17 protein-coding genes are annotated in these 18840 nt (G+C 45.3%); 8 read left to right on the top strand and 9 right to left on the bottom strand.

The genetic code is table 11. The annotated features are described in order from the left end of the window. Window positions 1-21 precede the first annotated feature (21 nt). The 4 genes from N39L_RS06940 (at window position 22) to N39L_RS06925 (ending at window position 5139) form a co-directional block, all read left to right on the top strand. Entirely contained in the window at window positions 22-1827 is a 1806-nt protein-coding gene (locus tag N39L_RS06940) for an FAD-dependent oxidoreductase (RefSeq protein WP_014274727.1), read from the top strand. Between the two features lie 253 nt (window positions 1828-2080). Then, window positions 2081-2374: a hypothetical protein gene (locus N39L_RS06935; RefSeq protein ID WP_231852115.1), complete on the top strand. Its 294-nt coding sequence runs from the start codon at window positions 2081-2083 to the stop codon at window positions 2372-2374. Window positions 2375-2840: 466 nt separating this feature from the next. Then, entirely contained in the window at window positions 2841-3743 is a 903-nt protein-coding gene (gene hetR / locus N39L_RS06930) for a heterocyst differentiation master regulator HetR (RefSeq protein WP_014274725.1), read from the top strand. A 97-nt stretch (window positions 3744-3840) separates the two neighbouring features. Further along, on the top strand, window positions 3841-5139 hold the full coding sequence (locus tag N39L_RS06925) for a TldD/PmbA family protein (protein WP_014274724.1): 1299 nt from the start codon (window positions 3841-3843) through the stop codon (window positions 5137-5139). Window positions 5140-5152: 13 nt separating this feature from the next. On the opposite strand, the gene N39L_RS06920 is transcribed toward N39L_RS06925, so the two are convergent. From N39L_RS06920 to speB, 7 genes are all read right to left on the bottom strand, one after another. Beyond that, complete coding sequence (locus tag N39L_RS06920; RefSeq protein ID WP_006618509.1) at window positions 5153-5500, bottom strand: c-type cytochrome; 348 nt, start codon at window positions 5498-5500, stop codon at window positions 5153-5155. Window positions 5501-5546: 46 nt separating this feature from the next. After that, window positions 5547-7859 (bottom strand): GAF domain-containing sensor histidine kinase, encoded by a 2313-nt coding sequence (locus N39L_RS06915; RefSeq protein ID WP_014274723.1) that lies wholly within the window; start codon window positions 7857-7859, stop codon window positions 5547-5549. Between the two features lie 496 nt (window positions 7860-8355). Then, on the bottom strand, window positions 8356-9447 hold the full coding sequence (locus tag N39L_RS06910; protein WP_014274722.1) for a geranylgeranyl reductase family protein: 1092 nt from the start codon (window positions 9445-9447) through the stop codon (window positions 8356-8358). Window positions 9448-9524: 77 nt separating this feature from the next. Beyond that, a complete protein-coding gene (frr, locus tag N39L_RS06905; protein ID WP_006618912.1) occupies window positions 9525-10073 on the bottom strand; it encodes a ribosome recycling factor in 549 nt (182 codons plus the stop codon). After that, entirely contained in the window at window positions 10060-10788 is a 729-nt protein-coding gene (gene pyrH / locus N39L_RS06900; RefSeq protein ID WP_006618911.1) for a UMP kinase, read from the bottom strand. Before pyrH ends, frr begins: the two co-directional genes overlap by 14 nt. A 139-nt stretch (window positions 10789-10927) precedes the next feature. Beyond that, a complete protein-coding gene (locus N39L_RS06895; protein WP_014274721.1) occupies window positions 10928-11467 on the bottom strand; it encodes a thioredoxin family protein in 540 nt (179 codons plus the stop codon). Between the two features lie 163 nt (window positions 11468-11630). Beyond that, entirely contained in the window at window positions 11631-12548 is a 918-nt protein-coding gene (gene speB, locus N39L_RS06890) for an agmatinase (RefSeq protein WP_006618909.1), read from the bottom strand. A 99-nt stretch (window positions 12549-12647) separates the two neighbouring features. Between speB and N39L_RS06885 the strand changes: the two genes are divergently transcribed. From N39L_RS06885 to N39L_RS06875, 3 genes are all read left to right on the top strand, one after another. Continuing rightward, on the top strand, window positions 12648-13283 hold the full coding sequence (locus tag N39L_RS06885) for a CatB-related O-acetyltransferase (RefSeq protein WP_014274720.1): 636 nt from the start codon (window positions 12648-12650) through the stop codon (window positions 13281-13283). Between the two features lie 88 nt (window positions 13284-13371). Further along, on the top strand, window positions 13372-14802 hold the full coding sequence (gene lpdA, locus N39L_RS06880) for a dihydrolipoyl dehydrogenase (protein WP_006618907.1): 1431 nt from the start codon (window positions 13372-13374) through the stop codon (window positions 14800-14802). Window positions 14803-14891: 89 nt separating this feature from the next. Further along, a complete protein-coding gene (locus N39L_RS06875) occupies window positions 14892-15875 on the top strand; it encodes an FkbM family methyltransferase (RefSeq protein ID WP_006618906.1) in 984 nt (327 codons plus the stop codon). A 244-nt stretch (window positions 15876-16119) separates the two neighbouring features. On the opposite strand, the gene N39L_RS06870 is transcribed toward N39L_RS06875, so the two are convergent. Further along, complete coding sequence (locus N39L_RS06870; protein ID WP_006618905.1) at window positions 16120-16638, bottom strand: hypothetical protein; 519 nt, start codon at window positions 16636-16638, stop codon at window positions 16120-16122. A gap of 41 nt (window positions 16639-16679) precedes the next feature. Beyond that, window positions 16680-17774 carry an NAD(P)/FAD-dependent oxidoreductase gene (locus tag N39L_RS06865; RefSeq protein WP_014274719.1) on the bottom strand — a complete coding sequence of 365 codons (1095 nt, stop codon included), beginning with the start codon at window positions 17772-17774 and terminating at the stop codon, window positions 16680-16682. A 218-nt stretch (window positions 17775-17992) separates the two neighbouring features. On the opposite strand from N39L_RS06865, the gene N39L_RS06860 reads away from it, so the two are divergent. After that, window positions 17993-18838, top strand: coding sequence for a YaaW family protein (locus N39L_RS06860; RefSeq protein ID WP_014274718.1), 846 nt, complete (start codon window positions 17993-17995; stop codon window positions 18836-18838). Window positions 18839-18840 lie beyond the last annotated feature (2 nt).

Genomic DNA, 18840 nt, shown 5'->3' with positions numbered 1-18840 from the left:
GATTGACAGTTGCCGGGATTCATGGAACAATTGAACACAGATGTTTTAGTAGTTGGTGGAGGTACAGGGGGAACCGCCGCCGCCCTCCAGAGTGCCCGTCGTGGCGCTCATACTATTTTAGTCAGTGAATTTTCCTGGTTAGGAGGAATGTTAACCTCCGCCGGAGTAGCTGCACCAGACGGTAACGAATTAGTAGCCTTTCAGACAGGTTTATGGGGTGCTTTTTTAAGAGAACTTAGACAAAAACAACCCACTGGTTTAGACTGGGGATGGGTTAGCTTTTTTAATTATGACCCCCGCATAGGGGCGCAAATTTGGTCAGACTGGGTAAAATCCCCAAAAAATCTACATTGGATTTCTGGATATGCACCCCTAGAAGTATTGCGGAAAGGCGATCGCATTACTGGGGTCAGATTCAAAGATTTTACCATTAATGCCCAAGTTACCATTGATGCCACGGAATTAGGGGATATTTTAGCTCAAGCTGAAATTCCCTATCGCTGGGGTTGGGAATGGCAACAGCAATGGCTTGAACCTAGCGCTCCCATTAAACCTAACCAATTTACCGATAATTGTCCAGTACAAGATCCCACCTGGGTAGTCTTATTACAAGATTTTGGCACAGAAGCCCCAGCCATTAAACCTACCCCAGAAGCAGATTTTAGCAAATTTCAGGGGGCTTGGGATGGTTACGACCCCCAACAATTCCTCAACTATGGTCGCCTACCTGGGGGGTTAATTATGATTAACTGGCCCCATAAAGGTAATGATTACGGAGTAGGATTAAATCGTTTGATGGCTTCAGCCCCACAAAAACAGGCATTCTGGCGGGAAAGTCTACAGCATAGTTTAAATTTCGCCGCCTTTATTCAACAGCACCTAGGAAGGCGCTACGGGTTGGCTGAGAACATATTTCCCCATACTCTATCAGCTTGGAAAACTGACCTAGGCTTAACTCCTCAGCAACTGGGCGCTTTTGCTATTCACCCCTACTACCGCGAAAGTCGCCGCCTGTGTGGAGTCCAAACTATTACAGAAAATCATATTTTACCTATCTCAGAGGGTCGCGTCGCCCCCTTACCTATAGACCACAATGGACAATGTGAGGCGATCGCCATTGGTAATTATCCCAATGATCATCACTACAGCGCCGGGTTACTACCAGTTAAACTTAAACTACTGCGCTGGGGAGGTCGCTGGACGGGAACCCCCTTTACTATCCCCTATAGTACCCTAATTCCAGAAACTACAGAAGGCTTAATTGTGGCTGAGAAAAATATTTCCGTTTCCCATATCGCTAATGGCGCTACCCGTCTACAACCTGTGGTTTTGGGTATCGGACAGGCGGCGGGAATGGCTGCGGCTTTATCTGTCCAACAGCGCATATCTCCCCGAATGCTATCAGTGCGATCGCTTCAACAAGCACTATTAACTGACCCCATAGCCCCCGCCGCCATTATTCCCCTGTTTAACCTTACAGGCGATCGCCCCGATTGGCAAAAATGGCAACAATACTATTTAGACCACCCACAAGCCTATCCCATAACTGGCGAAATTCCCCAACCCTCCCCCAACCCTCCCCAATTCATATCACCCTCACTATCTGAATTTAGCGGACAATTTCACCGCCACCCAGACCAAGAATATACCCTCACCCTCTCTCAACCTCACTCACTCCTCGGTCAGGTCTGGAGTCTCGTCACCCTACACCCACACATCAATCAACAATTACAAACCATCCCTACCGCTACCCCCATCACTGTTTGCGGACGACACAACTCCGCCGGTCGCTGGCTACTCGTCGAAGTCATCAAAGAGTTATGTTAAGTTTTGTAACAAAAAAAATCGCCTTTTATGACTGGGGGGTTGACAAAAGCGATATCCCCGTGGTAGTCTATATCATAATAGGAATATTGACATTTTTTTAAAAAGTTAACAGATTTATATTATAACCTATACTTTTTTCATATTATCATGACTGTCCGAGAGCTGTCAACCCCTAGCCGTAGATGTCAGCGCCACCAGTACCGTAGGGGTGAACAAAAAAATTATCAGATTATCCTGATATAGGCCTATTAGATTGGTATCAGGAAATGGACGCTTTAATACGGACATTTCCATGAAACTCAACCCTACTTTTGGCTTTTCTATGTTGCTGTTGTTAGGCATTGCCAGTCCCGCGAAAGCGATGGAACTAGCCCCAACCACACAGCAATTAGAATCGATGACTAATCAATATATGCTATCAGCGCAAACGGAGCATCATGGCTCCCGCAGTCCCTGGCAAGGAACACCCCGACGGGGATTTGCTGAGACATTCGAGCAAACATCTCCATCAGAATCCCTGTTTCCCCATCGTGGCAGTGGCCGCTAATCAATGACTGATGATTCCGGTAGGAAAATCCCCTTCTAGTGTCATGTTTTAGCCCCAATAAATTTTAGAACATAAATCCGAGTATTTGTCAACAAATACAACCAATCTATAAAGACCACAACTGCCGAACATTTCCATGAGTTTATGGATGTTGGGCGGTTTTGTGTGTATAATAAGCATATCTAAACTAAACTAATCTCAATTGGAAAGCCCTGAGTGCCGAGGGTGCGTCCAAACTACTATATTACCAATTGAGGAAAGGCCAGGTAAGTTGTCTAATAAAATAGGTTGCGCCCGGTCATAAGTCCCCGTGGCAAACCCATACTAGCATCAGGGATAGAAACTGCGCGGTCTCCAGTCGTTTATTTATTTACTCAGCAATAGATCTGGGTAAGATAACCCATTCTCACTAATGGGGATAATACCATTCATCTCATATATTATTTATGAAATTCCAGGGATTGTCATGAAAAAAGATACAGATCTGATCAAAAGCCTTAGCCCCAGTGGCATGGATCAGATCATGCTTTATTTGGCTTTTAGCGCCATGAGAACCAGTGGGCATAGACATGGGGCATTTTTAGATGCGGCGGCAACTGCCGCTAAATGTGCTATCTATACAACTTATATGGAGCAGGGTGAAAACCTCCGCATGACCGGACACCTACATCATATTGAACCCAAACGGGTGAAAGTGATTGTTGAGGAAGTCCGGGAAGCACTGACCGAAGGGAAGCTCTTAAAAATGTTGGGTTCTACGGAACCTCGCTATCTGATTCAGTTTCCCTATGTGTGGCTAGAGCAGTACCCTTGGCAACCGGGAAAAGCCAGAGTCCCGGGTAGCAGTTTAACTCAAGAAGAAAAACGGGTAATTGAAAGTCGTTTACCCAAGTATTTACCCGATGCTCAATTGATCAACTCTTTTCAGTTTATGGAATTGATTGAGTTTCTCCATAGACGTTCTCAAGAAGACATCGAACCTAGTAGACGGATGCCATTAAGTGAAGCCTTAACAGAACATATTAAGCGACGCTTGATCTACTCTGGGACAGTCACTAAAATAGATTCTCCTTGGGGGATGCCTTTCTATGCTCTGACCCGCGCTTCCTATTCTCCCGAAGATCAGGAAGAACGCACCTATATTATGGTGGAAGATACCGCTAGGTATTTCCGTTTAATGAGGGACTGGGCGGAACGTCAGCCCAAGGTAATGCGGGTTTTGGAGGAATTGGATATTCCCAGCGATCGCATTGAGTCAGCCTTAGAAGAGTTAGATGAGATCATTCGCCAGTGGGCCGATCGCTATCATCAGACCGGAGGTGAAGCCATGGTTCTGCAAATGGTCTTTGGGCCCCAGGAGACCGATTAATCTCCCTTTGGTAATCTCTCTGGAAAATACCCGGTTTTTGTGGCTCGCCACAGGGTAGGATGTAACGATGTGAAAGCTATGGCAGAATCGACCATCCATGACCCATGACCAGATAGCCGAACAGCTTCTGGAGTTGGCGGCAAAAGCCGGAGCAGAAGTGGCGGAGGTATTCCGAGCTACGTCCCAAGCTCGCCCCCTCTTTTTTGAAGCTAACCGACTCAAACAAATCGAACGGATTGAATCAGAGGGAATTGTTCTGCGATTGTGGCGCGATGGCTGCCCCGGATTGGCTGTCGCCCACGGTGCAGTTCCCCCTCAAAAATTAGTCGAGCGAGCGATCGCTCTATCAGCCCTTAATCACCCAGAAACCATTACCATAGCCGATGATACTTCCCTAAATCACTATCCGGCGATCGGAAATTCCATCGAACTAGAACAGCTTATGGCCTGGGGAAAAGAGACCATTAGCTGCATTCGAGACATCTACCCAGATATTATCTGCTCAGGAGAATGGGATTGTGAAGTCGAATCAACCCGCCTGATTAATTCCAGAGGTCTTGATTGTAGCCACACCGATACAACCCTCAGCGCTTATTTGGAAACCGAATTAGTCCAGGAAAATGATTTTCTCTACATTTCCGACGGTCAGACTCAACGGGGTAGCCTTGAACCACAGTTATTGAGCCAACGCATTCTCCAGCGCCTGGAATGGGCTAGGGAAAACGCACCCCCCTTGGTTGGGCGCGTCCCCATTTTATTTACCGCCAAAGCCGCAGATATGTTATGGGGTACAGTTTCCGCTGCTCTCAATGGTAAACAAGTCCTAGAACGGTCTTCTCCCTGGAGCGATCGCCTCGGAACCCAAGTTGTGTCTACCTCCCTTACCCTCTCTCAGAAACCCGCCCTAGGGCCGTTTAGCTGCCCCTTTGATGATGAGGGAATTCCCACCCGTCCCATTGTCTTTATTCAAGATGGCATACTCAAGCTATTTTATACTGATTTAACTACCGGGCGCACCCTCGGTAGTGGTACCACAGGGAACGGGTTTCGAGCCAATTTGAATAGTTATCCTACCCCCGGATTATTCAATTTGTTAATTGAACCCGGACGCGACTCTATGCAAGACTTAATTAAACAGCTAGACCACGGTCTAATTATTGATCAGATGTTAGGAGCGGCGGCCGGAATTACTGGGGAATTTTCCGTTAATGTCGATCTGGGATATCGCATTGAAAATGGTCACGTTGTCGGTCGGGTTAAAAATACCATGGTTTCTGGAAATGTCTACACCGCCTTAAAGCAAGTAGTTAATGTCGGAGGAGATGCTAACTGGAATGGTTCTATTTATACTCCATCTGTTATTGTCGAAGGGTTATCCGTTACCGCCAGCAGTTAATTGCAACAGTCCATTAACGCCAGTTTTTCTCAGCCTGGTCTAACACATAGGCGGCGACCTGTTTGATTTCTGAGACACTCAGACGGTCAGAATAAGCCGACATATTGCTTTTACCATTAGACACAATTTCTGCGATCGCCTCTATGGAGTCGTAGCCATTGCGTTGGAGAGCCCGCTGTTTCAAATTTTTACCCCGCCTAATAATGTTACCACCCCCAGCATGACAGCCCACACAGTGGACGCTAAAAATCTCAGCCCCCTGATCAAAATTCAGATTATCTGCGATCGCCATAGGTGTTAAACACCCCCACAATAGGCTAACACTCACCAGTAAAATACTTAATAGATTTCTCATGATCATCAATTTCGGTTAATCGCCTTCTACCATTACTTCGACTTACTTCGACTTATTTGGACTTGGTTCGAGATATATTATAAGCCGGAATCGTAATCCTGAACTCTGTACCTTGACCAGGTTCCGAACAACAATTGATTTTACCTTGGTGCTTTTCTACCACAATTTGATAGCTGATCGACAAACCCAAACCTGTACCTAATCCTACAGGTTTAGTCGTAAAGAAAGGATCGAAAATACTAGCTTGAATGTTTGAGGGGATTCCTGGACCATTATCAGATATAGAAATTTCCAAGCAATCTTGACCATTATTTACATCATAAATTAAAGCAGTCTTAATCCTGATTCCCGGTGAAAAATCCTCCTCTGGATGCTGTTTAACATGAAATTCCAGAGCATCTATGGCATTACTTATCAGATTCATAAACACCTGATTAAGTAATCCCGCATAGCATTCTATAGGCGGAATATTACCATAATTTTTAACTACTTCAATAGTAGGATGATGAGGTCTAGGCTTCAGACGATGTTGCAGAATTAACAGAGTGCTATCAATACCCTCATGAATATCAACCGATTTGCGATCGGCTTGCTCCAGACGGGAAAAATTCCGCAGAGATAACACCAGTTGGCGAATTCTTTGGGAGCCTATCTGCATTGATGCCAGAATTTTCGGTAAATCTTCCTGAAGAAAATCTAGGTCGATTTCCGTTTCATAGTTTTCAATCTCCGGGTGTCTTTGGGGATAGTATTTATGGTAAAGGAGAATGAGTTGAAGTAAACTTTCGCTATACTCACTCACATAGCTTAAATTCCCAAAAATAAAGTTAATCGGATTATTAATTTCGTGAGCGACTCCAGCCACTAACTGACCCAAGCCTGACATCTTTTCAGTTTGAATAAGTTGGCTTTGCGTGCGTTTCAGTTCATCCAGAGTCTTTTCTAACTGTTCGGTTTTCACTTGTTCATTATCTAAAGACTGTTTGAGTTGAATCGTCCGCTGCTGTACCTGTTGTTCTAGGGTACTGTTTAAGTCTTGAACCTCTCTATACAACAGATATTGTTGAATTGCCATCGAAAAATGTTTCCCTAATGCTTGACCTAAGCTAATCTCATCCGCTGTCCAAGGTTGGGCTTGACCTTGTTTGAACTCCCGCCACACTTCAAATGATTGTCTGGGCATCATTTGTTTTAAACTAGGATCAAAGCGTCCCGCCCAGATGGTTTCTGTGTCAATTTCATCACGAAAAATAGTCAGACATCCTAGGTTATTATGGCGGTATTTAATCGGAAACACTAACAAACCCCGAATGGCGGTAGATTTAAAAGCTGGGGTAAAAATTCGCAGTTGGGGTTCTTTATATAAATCCGTAATTGCCCAAATATTTCCGCCACTACCATCAAGCGATCGCTTCGCGCTGTTACTGTTACACTTAAACCCCTCCCTCAGCCACTTTTGCCAGAGGGGATGTTCTTCCATGATTGATTTGGTTTCCCATGAAGGCATCGTCGGCTGTTCACCACAATAAAATACCTCCGGGGTCTTTTCCGGATGAGATTGGATATATAGTCGCCCTCCTGAACCCTCAAAGTCCTCCACAGCCGCCTCTAAAGCCGCTTGTAACTCAATCGTCGGTTGTTCATGTAACAGAGAAGCTACCTTATTAATAGCAGCTTCTAACATCGCCTGTTTGCGGGTTTGAGCCAGCATATCAGCTTGACCAATGGCAATGGTCATCTGATCGACCACTAATTGCAAAATCTGCAATTCTAATGGCGAAGTTTCCCGTGGTTCAGAATGATGAGAAACCAATAACCCCCACAATTTATTTGATGAGGTTGAAAACTGACCAGATCGCGATTTATCATGATTTTTTCCCCTACTGTACAGAATCGGTACAACCACCGAGGATTGAACTCCCATGGCGGTCAGATAACTGATATGACAAGGATCTACAGATCTCGATTTGATTTCTGTCGTCGGTAGCGGTTCCCCACTTTCTGGACAGTCTAGGGGACTTATACTTATGGTTCCAGAGTGAACATTAACTATGGTTCGCTGTCTAAGTTTTACATAGCGATCGCGTGCCTCTTCCGGAATATCATCGGCCGGAAAATGCAACCCTAGCAGGGACGGGAGGCGATCGTCATAAATGGACTCTGCCACCACTTCACCACTGTCGTCTTGATCAAATCTATAGATCATAATCCGGTCCGTTCCTAAAAATGAACGGACTTCCCCTGCTGTCGCTTTCAGAATTTCTGGCAGTTCCAATGATTGCCGAATCCTACTAATGATTCGACGTAGCAAAACTTGATGATCTAGTTGAGATTTAAGGTCTTGTGCAGTGTCCACAGTGTACATAAGTTTCCTGATTGGGGGAGTTCGAGAATCCGGCTAAGATTCCCTCTATTTAGCTACAATGCAAAATTAGGTTTGACTATTTTTAGCAGATATGGGGCTGCTTTCCTGATTTAAAATGGCTGCTCTTTTCAGAACATTGGTGGCTGCTACGATATTTCGATTGTAGTTATTCTAACAAAACTATCGGAGATTCCCATTCAATACCTCCCCTGGGAACTTCATTTTAGCTTAATCCCAATCATGGACAATGGATAACTCATGATTACGGTTATGTTAAGTATTGTAACGAAAAATTAAGTTTTGTTGCGAAAAAATTTTTTTTCTGGGGGGTGCTTGCCTCGGCGGGCGGCTTCTGGTATACTTTTAGATAATGGGAATATTGACATTTTTAATATTTAGGCACAGATTTCTATTATATAACTGTATGTAAGTATATTACCATTAGTTCCCGGTGCTTGTCAATCCCTAAATTAGCAAAACTGATTCCCCGTGAAAATTAAAACGGACTCAATTTCTTGATGGCGCGACCAGCCACATCGCCATAGCGAAGGTCGCCACAAAGGATTTTACTCATCAACTCAGTAGCAGCAGGAACTTTAACCGCCGCCTTATAAGCAATACCAGGGAAACTGTAGAATACACCAGCCAACCGTGAAGCCCAAACCATATCTACACCCCATTCAGTCCGAATAATTTCGGTATATTTTTCCAGGGCGCTTTGGTCTCCACCGATCGCCGCATCGATCGCCTCTGCGGCTTTCACCCCAGTCAAAATAGCCGGGCGGATACCTTCCCCAGAGAGGGGGTCAACAATACTAGCAGCTTCTCCAGCAATCAGAGCATTTTGACCATGAAGGGTGCGATCGCCATCCCAAAGTCGCAGAGGATGTTCAACAATAGGGGAACTAGGATCTAACCCCAACGCTTTCAGATATTGACTCAAATCTTGGCTCAAATTTTTAGGGTCTTTTCCTCGGAAAGTAGCAGCGCTAACCGTGTAACCATCAGCCTTGGGAAACCCCCACAGACTGCCATTTTTCACCATACCAAATTCAAAAGTTGGCACATCTGATAATTGAGTAGCTTCCGTGACCATAGCCAGTCGAGGATTAGACTGTTTGAGGCGCAACCATGAGCCCACAGGTCCTTTTGCGCCATCTGCTGCAATCAGATAGCGACCTGTGAGGGTTTCACCATTAGCAGTAGTTAATTGCCAACTGTCGCCTTTAAACTTAATACCAGTAACTTCTGTATTAGGTTGGAAACTAGCGCCTTGATCTTGAGCCTGCTGCATCAGGAAAGCATCAAAAACATCTCGGCGCACCATCCACATAGGTTTTGATATAGCCGTTTCGGCGGGGTCAGCCAGTTTGAAAGTGTAACGGATTTTATCAACAGTAGTGGATATCGCGGGAGTAAAATCAAAATCAAACCAGGAAGCGATCGCCGGAGACACCCCACCACCACAGGGCTTATTTCGCGGCCAGGAGTTTTTTTCCACCACCAGAGGATTGCGCCCTCGTTTAGCGAGATGATAAGCCGCCGCCCCACCAGCGGGACCTGCTCCGACAATGATACAGTCAAACATAAATTTCAGCCATTAACTTTTGTTTACATCAATGGGGGTGCGGGTGGTTTTGGGGGATTAACCCCCATCAGAATACCTCAGACCGTCATAATATCCTTTTCTTTGGCTTCGAGTAGTTCATCAACCTTAGCTGTGTACTTATCAGTAAGTTTTTGAATCTGGTCTTGAAGATCGCGGGATTCATCCTCAGAGATATCCCCGCTTTTTTCCTGTTTGCGAACCGAGTCGATCGCATCTCGGCGGACATTACGAACCGACACCCGGCCTTCTTCGGCGTATTTTCCCGCCAGTTTCACAAATTCTTGGCGACGTGCTTCCGTCAGCGGCGGAATATTCAGACGTACAACTGAGCCATCGTTATTAGGTGTCAGTCCCACATCTGACATAGAAATAGCTTTCTCAATGTTGTTTAGAGAATTGCGATCGAAAGGTTGGATAGTAATAGTAGAAGCATCAGGAGTGCTGATACTTGCCAAAGATTTGAGAGGAGTCGGACTCCCGTAGTATTCTACCGTAATCCGGTCTAATAGGGAAGCATTAGCCCGTCCGGTGCGAATCGTATTAAACGATCGCCCCGTAGATTCTAAGGCTTTTTTCATCAGGTTTTCAACATCAGCTAACTTCACAAGAACCTCCGACATAAGTTCCAACAGTGTCACCCACCACAGCCCGGCCAATATTGCCACGCTCAGTCAGGTTAAATACAATAATAGGAAGATTATTTTCTTTGCACAGGGCGATCGCCGTACTATCCATCACCCGTAGGTCATGGGTCAGCACATAGCCATAGGTAAGAGTATTATAGCGACGAGCATCAGGATTAACTGCCGGGTCACAATCATAAATTCCATCTACCTTAGTGGCTTTAAAAATCACCTCGGCATCAATTTCCGCCGCCCGCAGTGCCGCCGTCGTGTCCGTGGTAAAAAACGGATTACCCGAACCCGCCCCAAAAATCACCACCCGGTTTAGTTCCAAATGACGAATAGCTTTGCGTCGGATGTAGGGTTCAGCCACTTCCTGCATAGCGATCGCCGTTTGTACACGAGTTGGCACTCCTATTTGTTCTAGGGAATCTTGTAACGTGATCGCATTCATCACTGTAGCAATCATACCCACATAGTCGGCGGTCGCCCTATCCATTCCCGCAGAAGCTGCTTTCATTCCTCGGAAGATATTACCCCCGCCCACCACAATCGCCACCTGCACCCCTTTATTGACCACATCAGCAACTTCCTGGGCGATTTCCTGAACCACAATCGGGTCTATGCCATATCCCAGGCTACCCATAAGGGCTTCACCGCTGAGTTTCAGTAAGATCCGTTTATATTTTGTCCCCATTTAGATCCCCTATTGACAATGGCTATATACCATCTACGGATTACGCAGATATAAGGTTCGGTCCCAATTCAAGATACCAGAAAGCTGCTATTGATATCAGATTTTTTCTGAGAGGGAATCATCCCAGTGAGGTAGACCATCATCTTCGCCATTGAATCGGACTACCAATCGGCGGGGTAGTTTCCGGGGCAATCGCAACACTTGCCAATAATTGAGATACTGCGTTTTTGAGATAGTTGATAGTTACCGCTTCTGGGGATTCCGGGTTATCGTCCAAGCCACCTCGGTAGCGCAAAATTCCCTGGTTATCCAGGACAAAGGCTTCCGGGGTAGTTTCCGCGCCAAAACAGTGAGCCACATCCTGGGTCACATCCCGAATATATGGAAAATTCAGATCATGGTCTTGGGCAAAGATTTTCATCTGCTCAAAGCTGTCAGACGGCGATTGTAATGGGTCATTAGCATTAATCCCCACTATAGTCGCTTCCACCGTTTGCAAATAGGTTTGCAGTGCCTTCATTCTGCCTACATAAGATTGAACGTAGGGGCAGGAATTTGACATAAAGATAACGATGACAACCTGAAATTTTTGCAGATACCGGGCTAGGTGGTGAACTTCGTCATCCACCCCAGGTAATTCAAAGTCAGGAGCATAGCTGTTAATCAGAGTACCTTTCATAGCAGTTCAAAGTTTGATCGCTCAAGGTCGATATTATGAACCACCTCTCATTATCGCGCTTACGATTCTGGGAGCAAGTTCCTTGTCGGGGCGCGTGCCGGAGTCAGCCCGGAGAAACACCAGCCAACTGCTACACGCGCCGGAGGCGGTGCGGAATTTCGGGTCAATGAATCCAACCTTTGGCTAACGCCTGATACCCTACCAGTTTATAGACCAGTTTGGCGGCGGTAAATTCAGAAACTACCGAATCCACAACAGGTGCTAATTCCATTACATCACAGCCAATCACTTCCTGGCATATAAATAACTGTCGCAGAAAGGCAATTAAATCATACCAGGAAAGTCCTCCCGGTTCTGGTGTCCCTACTCCCGGTATGATACTCGGGTCGATACCGTCTAGGTCTATGGTCAGAAATACCCGCCTGGTCTGTATACTGGCGATCGCTTTTTCTATCCAATCGGACCCCCTAGCAATTTCGCGGCCCCAAATTACCTTCATTTCCTGATCTCGAATTAGATCAGCTTCGGCTTTACATAGGCTACGAATCCCTATTTGTACCGTCGGTAAACCCATCTCTACCACCCTACGCATCACACAAGCATGATTGTAGATAGACCCTTCGTATTCGTGGCGTAGGTCACCGTGAGCATCGATTTGGACTACTGTAAATGGTTCCGTTGACCTTTGGCGGTAGGCTTCCACCACTCCCGCCGTGATGCCATGTTCCCCCCCCAGGGCGATCACAAACTTACCTTCAGCAGCTAGAGATTTTACCGTCTCTGTCGTCACCCGCAGCATTTCCTCCAGTGACACCGACTGGCCCTCGCGGGTATCCGCAATGGCTTCATGGGTGTAAATTCCCACCTGTAACCCCACCTCCGCTTCCAGTTCATCATCATAGCATTCTAGTTGTTGGGAGGCTTCTAAGATGGCTCCTGGCCCGTTTTCGCACCCTTTGCGATAAGTGGTGGTGGCTTCAAAGGGAATTGGTAAAATGGCTACTTTGTCGGTTTTCTGGTTCGGGACAATTTCTGAGCCTAAAAAGTCCACAACTGATTGGGCTGTAATGGTTGATTGCATATTTTGGCTTGACTTTAGATTTTGGGGGCGATCGCTAATATATAAATAATTTTGCCACGAATTTTGAACGTTCCACTAAAAATCACCACCTCAACCATCATGACCACCAACCAAGAATGGGGACCAGACCCTAACCTAGCCTATCCTTTAGCCAATTATGGGCAGTTGTGCTTTCTCAAAAATATTATCAAAAACCCCAATATTATTGTCGGAGATTACACCTACTATCATGATTTTGACCATCCCGAAAACTTTGAGAAAAATGTGCGCTATCACTTTGACTTTATCGGGGATAAATTAATTATTGGCAAATTTTGTGCGATCGCCAGCCATGTAGAATTTATTATGAATGGCGGTAACCATTGTTTAGATAATTTTACCACATATCCTTTTGAAATCTTCGGTCATGGTTGGCAAAAAATTCAGCCTGATTCCGAATATAGCCGAGGAGATACTATCATTGAAAATGATGTCTGGATAGGCTACAAAGCTACTATTATGCCCGGTGTTAAAGTAGGTAATGGCGCGATAATAGCCGCCCATGCTGTAGTTACCAAAGATGTAGAACCCTATACTATTGTCGGTGGAAATCCCGCTAAAATAATTCGGCAACGCTTCCCAAATCCAGTAATAGAACAACTACAAAAATTGTGCTGGTGGGATTGGGAAGCCTCAAAAATTACCGCCCATCTTGAAGTTTTAGCCAGTGGAAATATAGACCAATTGCGAGAATGATCCTCAGATGGTCTTGTCTGATGTACCCTTTCTGGTTAACAATGATTGTGAAAATGATTGTGAATAGAATCGCACCAGGAGAGTGATTGTGAGCCAAGGTTTTGATTATGATTTGGTAATTATTGGCGCGGGTGTGGGAGGACATGGGGCGGCTATCCACGCCGTCAACTGTGGCTTAAAGACCGCAATTGTGGAAGCCGACCTTATGGGGGGAACCTGTGTTAACCGTGGCTGTATCCCCTCTAAGGCCTTATTAGCGGCTTCTGGAAGGGTCCGGGAACTTCGCAACGCCCACCATTTGCAGTCCCTAGGAATTCAGGTGGGGGCGGTTAATTTCGATCGCCAAACTATTGCTAACCACGCTGAAAATATTGTTACTAAACTGCGATCGGATTTAACTAATAGCCTTAAACGCCTGAAAGTTGATACATTTCATGGCTGGGGTAAAGTGGCGGCACCCCAAAAAGTCGCGATCGCTACTGAGGACGGCGAAAAAATTATCACCGCTAAGGATATCATTCTCGCCCCCGGTTCTGTCCCCTTTGTACCCCCAGGTATTGAAATTGACCATCAAACCGTTTTTACCAGTGATGATGCTTTGAAATTGTCATCACTACCACAATGGATTGCTATTGTCGGGAGTGGTTATATTGGCTTGGAATTTGCCGATATTTATACCGCTTTGGGTTGTGAAGTGACCATGATTGAAGCCCTCGATAATTTGATGCCTACTTTTGACCCCGATATTGCTAAATTAGCTGAACGGGTCCTTCTTTCATCCCGCGATGTCGAAACTTTCTCTGGTAAATTAGCCCTGAAAGTTACTCCCGGTTCTCCCGTGTTGATTGAACTGGCTGATGCGAAAACTAAACAGGTCGAACAGGTTTTAGAAGTTGATGCTTGTTTGGTCGCTACTGGTCGCATTCCTGTTAGTAAAAATATGGGATTGGAAACTCTCGGCGTGGAAACTCAACGGGGATTTATTCCCGTTGATAATTATTTGGGGGTTCTCTCCGGGACCCAACGAGTACCACATCTATGGGCTATTGGTGATGTTACTGGTAAAATGATGTTAGCCCATGCTGCATCAGCCCAAGGAGTCGCCGTAGTGGAAACTATTTGTGGACGCGATCGCCAGGTCGATTATCTCAGTATCCCCGCTGCTGCTTTTACTCACCCAGAAATTAGTTATGTCGGTATGACTGAACCCGCCGCTAAAGAGTTGGGTAAATCTCAAGGCTTTGAGGTCGCTAGTGTCAAAAGCTATTTTAAGGGTAATTCTAAGGCGATCGCTGAGGTCGATACCGAGGGGGTTGCTAAGGTTATTTACCGCCAAGATACCGGGGAACTCCTCGGAGTTCATATCTTTGGCCTCCATGCTTCCGATTTGATTCAAGAGGCTGCTAATGCGATCGCCCTCCGTCAATCTGTCAATACCTTAACCTTTCTAGTCCACACACACCCGACTTTATCAGAAGTTCTTGATGAAGCCTACAAGCGGGCTGCTACTATTGGATAATCCATAATCCTGTTGTAGGTTGCGTCAATTATCACGCACCCTACACAGCCCATCAGATATCATTAAAGCGCGGATTTGAGATTACCAAAATGTCCTTTTTTGTACCAACTTTAAAACAATGGGGTTATTTAGATTCTATTCATCTCACCCTCTGTATTGTCGGGTCCCGGAAAATAGATGAGTTTGCTGATTCGGATTATTCCCGCCAAGGTTGGGAAATCTTTGCCCCTAATTTGACTATTTATGGCTTTGATGCTGACCAAGAAGCCTGCGATCGCCGTAATGCTGAACTCGCTTCTCAAAATATTACTTGGACTGAAAAACATATCCCCCTCGCACTCTGGAATCACTGTCAAGGCGCTTCTTTATATGTTACTCAACATCCCGGTTGTTCCTCCCTATATCCCCCTAATGATGTCGTTATTGACCGATTATCAGAATATAGCGATCGCCATAAGTTAATCTCCACTACTCAGGTTGCTACCACTACATTGGATAATTTTTTTGTGAATTTACAAAGTCCCATTGATTTGATACAATTGGATGTACAAGGCGGAGAATTGAATGTTTTACTCGGAGGTAAAAATCACATTATCCCTGATGTCCTCGCCGCCGTGGTAGAGGTGAATTTTGTGGAATTATACAAGCATCAACCTCTGTTTGCAGATGTTGATCAATATCTGAGAAACTCTCAATTTACTTTGTTTGATATCGGTCAAAAATGGCATGGCTTGCGACAGGGAATTAGTCTCATGTCCCGACAACATCGCGGACAATTTGTCTGGACTGATGGCTATTATTTCCGTGATTTAATTCGACCTGACCAAAATCATCACCTTAAAACCCCAGACCGGATTCTTAAATTAGCCTGTCTCGCTGATATGTTGAGTTTTTATGATTACGCTTTGGAACTTTTGGGCTATTTAACTAAGCGATATGGTCTTAGCGATCGCCGTTACAATTTTGCTGATTGTATTATTCAATCTTTAGAAAACAATCCCGAAGCTGTCAAGCATGGAATTAATACTATTCCTTTTGTTACTGAACTCAGAAAATATACCTATCTTTCCTGATACCTAACCTGGTTATGTTAAGTTTTGTAACAAAAAATTAAGAAATGTTACAAAAAAATTTTTTTTGGGGGGGGTTGCTGGCTTTTTGGCTGGGCTTATGGTATTATGCTAGATAATGGGAATATATCCCTTTTTTTTATTAGCACTTAGATTTTAATTATGAGGCTATACATTAAAATACTATCATTAATGCCCGTAGCTGTCAACCCCCCCACTGATTTTGGGGGGAGGGGGGGACAGGAGATTAGTTAATCAAATTAACCTGTAAAGACTGAGTTTCATGGTTTCTCAAATTCGGAAATTGATCCAGACAGACTTGATTAAAAAAGCCCGATGATCTTTCAATTTCAATTAAATCTCGTCCTTCCACATATCCCCCCAGACGCAAAATAAATTCCAGGCTGCAATTAACCCCTGATTGTGGTATATCTTGAGTAGCGATCGCTAACAGGATAATTTTTTGAGAGTTGAGATCCATTTGAAATCGGCGGATATGGGATTGATGCCAATTAGCGGTTTTAGGTTCAGTATTAAAGCCATTATAAGTAGCCACAAAACTGGTCAACTCTTCCTGTTCTAAAATACCATTATTGTTGGCATCATATCCGGTAAATTTTCCTTCCAGAATCCCCCCTTTAAACTCAGTCGAGAAGCTATAAGTTTGGGGAGAGTTAGCCTGGGCGCGAATTAATCCACCCATAGCCAACACTAAAGCAGTAGCCAACAATAAGTAATGTTTGAAGCCGAATTTTGGGTAACTCATTATATACTGTAACCAAACGGGACTAAATCGACAGAAGCACCCTAATTAGCAGCCAATAATTGCCAGATTTTTTGACCAGGCAAGGGGCGTTTTTGTAACTGGGAATTGACCCAATCAGCCGCCGCCATTCCTGATTGTAACACACCATCAATAGATTTGGGGCTGCACCAATCTCCGGCCCCCACCAAAGGCAGGGGAGTTATAGTAGTTATACAGGGAGTTGATAAACACTCTTGACAAAAAGCATAACGCCATCGGTGAACCTGCATCCATTCCGGGGAGTTTAACCAAGAAAATAAGCGATCGCTCGCAGTTTGTAGGAGCATTCTTCCGGGGGTTTCTAAATCAGTCACATCAAGATATTGGCGGGCAAATTTCGGGGTACTATGGAAAACCAAAATAGGTGTTTTCGGGTTCTGGCGGCGGCTACTGTCCAAACTGACCCACTCCAGGCGATCGCCTTCGGGAAATTCTACCCCTTTCCAGAGCAGATTTCTGTTCTCTAATGCCGCCCATTTATCCTCACTATAACCCGCCATCACTGCCAGAGAAGGATCATAATTAAGCGATCGTATTTGTGCAATCATATCCGCCGGAATTTGCGCCCCTGGAGATTCTAATAACATTAACGCTTGGGGTGCAGGAATAGCTACAACCACCCCTTTAGCAGCGATATCTTTGGGAGTTTCCGGGTAGTTATCAGCCGTTATTGCCAAATCCAAAAACCAGCAGCCATTATCCTGGGGAGTAATCGACTCTACCCGGCGACCAAACCAAATATCCAAATCAGTCGCTAAGAATTTCCCCACCCCATTCATTCCCTGGGGACAAATATAACAGCCCTGCATTGGTAAGGCCTGAAATTCTCCCGACCGAAACTGATAAATCCTATCAGTCCACAGTTGCAGATCCGACCCCATAGCCGTGATTAACTTTCCCACAGTTTCCCCCGTGGGTTCGAGATACCGTAAACCATGATCAACCCTATCTTCACCTACCCGACGAGTAGCTGCGCGTCCCCCAACTCCCCGAGACTTCTCCACAACTACCACCGAATACCCAGCCCGCCGCAACTGTTGGGCGCAAATTAATCCGGCAATCCCTGCACCAATCACAATTATATCAACTTGGGTCATAATCGAAATGCAAATAGTAGATACTTTCGGGAAATCTGGTCAATTAGGTTAGCCAGGGGACTCCATACCTAGGGAACACCACTACCTTGATGCCAATCAATGTTATTGACTCTATGGCTACCGTCAAGGGTTCCCTAAATTCCTGTTTAACTTTTGATAGCCGGGCTCATGTAAAATATGGAATATGATATTATCTGGGGCTGAGGAGGGCATCGATTTTGGATGAACTGAGAACAGCATTAGAATTGGCAACCGAAGATGAGTTACAACAGTTAACTGAACTTCTATTTAGCCGTCGCTTTAACCCGTTGGATTATGTTAACACACCCCAACCTATTGACGTGCAGAGTCGCGATCGCCATGCGTGGTTAGATTCTTTGGAACAACGTTTTCGCTATCTGGCTGCAGACGGAATGACTGTCTTGAGGGGAAAAACCCAACAAGTAACCTATCGTCAAACCTTGATCCAGGTTTGTCGGTATCTCAAGATTTCCTATTCCAGACAACTGTCTACTACTGATTTGGAGGCGGAAATTTTTCTGTCCCTATTGGGTCGCGCTTGGGACCGTCTCCCGGTATCCGAACAGCAAGACCTGACCCGCCGTGTACAAGAGGCTTTAGCTAAATCCAAACCTATGCAGCCTTTACCAATGTCTGTACAGAAAGACCCTTTAGGGCTGCTGTTTAAAGCCGGAAGCGCTGTAGCTATTAGTTCTGTAGTCAGACCTGTTATTCTCGGTCATATTGCCCATCAGTTTGCCTTGCATTTTGCTAAATATCAAGTCGCCCGCCAAACCTTAATTCAAGGGGGGACAGTGGCTGCTACCCAAATTCAGGGACATCTCGCGGCCCAGGCTGCTAATCGGGGTATGGCTTTGACCGCCGCCCGTTATGGCGCTACCCGCAGTATTTTGGGGTTTTTGGGTCCCGTGTTGTGGACTTGGTTTTTAGCTGACCTGGGTTGGCGCGCCATTGCTACTAATTATGCGAGGATTATTCCGACTATTTTCGCATTGGCGCAAATTCGGTTAACTCGTGGTGACTATAGTTGGCAAATGGTGTGATG

Origin of the sequence: Limnospira platensis NIES-39, assembly GCF_026000695.1 — a bacterium.
Lineage (GTDB): Bacteria > Cyanobacteriota > Cyanobacteriia > Cyanobacteriales > Microcoleaceae > Limnospira > Limnospira platensis.
Note: the sequence above shows the minus strand (reverse complement) of the source record. Positions and strands in the feature narration are given on the sequence as shown.

Excerpts from the sequence above, each read along its gene's own strand:
- N39L_RS06920 (WP_006618509.1), bottom strand. The coding sequence starts at position 5,500 with ATGATCATGAGAAATCTATTAAGTATTTTACTGGTGAGTGTTAGCCTA.
- N39L_RS06915 (WP_014274723.1), bottom strand. The coding sequence starts at position 7,859 with ATGTACACTGTGGACACTGCACAAGACCTTAAATCTCAACTAGATCAT.
- hetR (WP_014274725.1), top strand. The coding sequence starts at position 2,841 with ATGAAAAAAGATACAGATCTGATCAAAAGCCTTAGCCCCAGTGGCATG.
- N39L_RS06940 (WP_014274727.1), top strand. The coding sequence starts at position 22 with ATGGAACAATTGAACACAGATGTTTTAGTAGTTGGTGGAGGTACAGGG.
- N39L_RS06910 (WP_014274722.1), bottom strand. The coding sequence starts at position 9,447 with ATGTTTGACTGTATCATTGTCGGAGCAGGTCCCGCTGGTGGGGCGGCG.
- N39L_RS06875 (WP_006618906.1), top strand. The coding sequence starts at position 14,892 with ATGTCCTTTTTTGTACCAACTTTAAAACAATGGGGTTATTTAGATTCT.
- N39L_RS06895 (WP_014274721.1), bottom strand. The coding sequence starts at position 11,467 with ATGAAAGGTACTCTGATTAACAGCTATGCTCCTGACTTTGAATTACCT.
- pyrH (WP_006618911.1), bottom strand. The coding sequence starts at position 10,788 with ATGGGGACAAAATATAAACGGATCTTACTGAAACTCAGCGGTGAAGCC.
- N39L_RS06865 (WP_014274719.1), bottom strand. The coding sequence starts at position 17,774 with ATGACCCAAGTTGATATAATTGTGATTGGTGCAGGGATTGCCGGATTA.
- N39L_RS06870 (WP_006618905.1), bottom strand. The coding sequence starts at position 16,638 with ATGAGTTACCCAAAATTCGGCTTCAAACATTACTTATTGTTGGCTACT.
- N39L_RS06925 (WP_014274724.1), top strand. The coding sequence starts at position 3,841 with ATGACCCATGACCAGATAGCCGAACAGCTTCTGGAGTTGGCGGCAAAA.
- N39L_RS06885 (WP_014274720.1), top strand. The coding sequence starts at position 12,648 with ATGACCACCAACCAAGAATGGGGACCAGACCCTAACCTAGCCTATCCT.
- speB (WP_006618909.1), bottom strand. The coding sequence starts at position 12,548 with ATGCAATCAACCATTACAGCCCAATCAGTTGTGGACTTTTTAGGCTCA.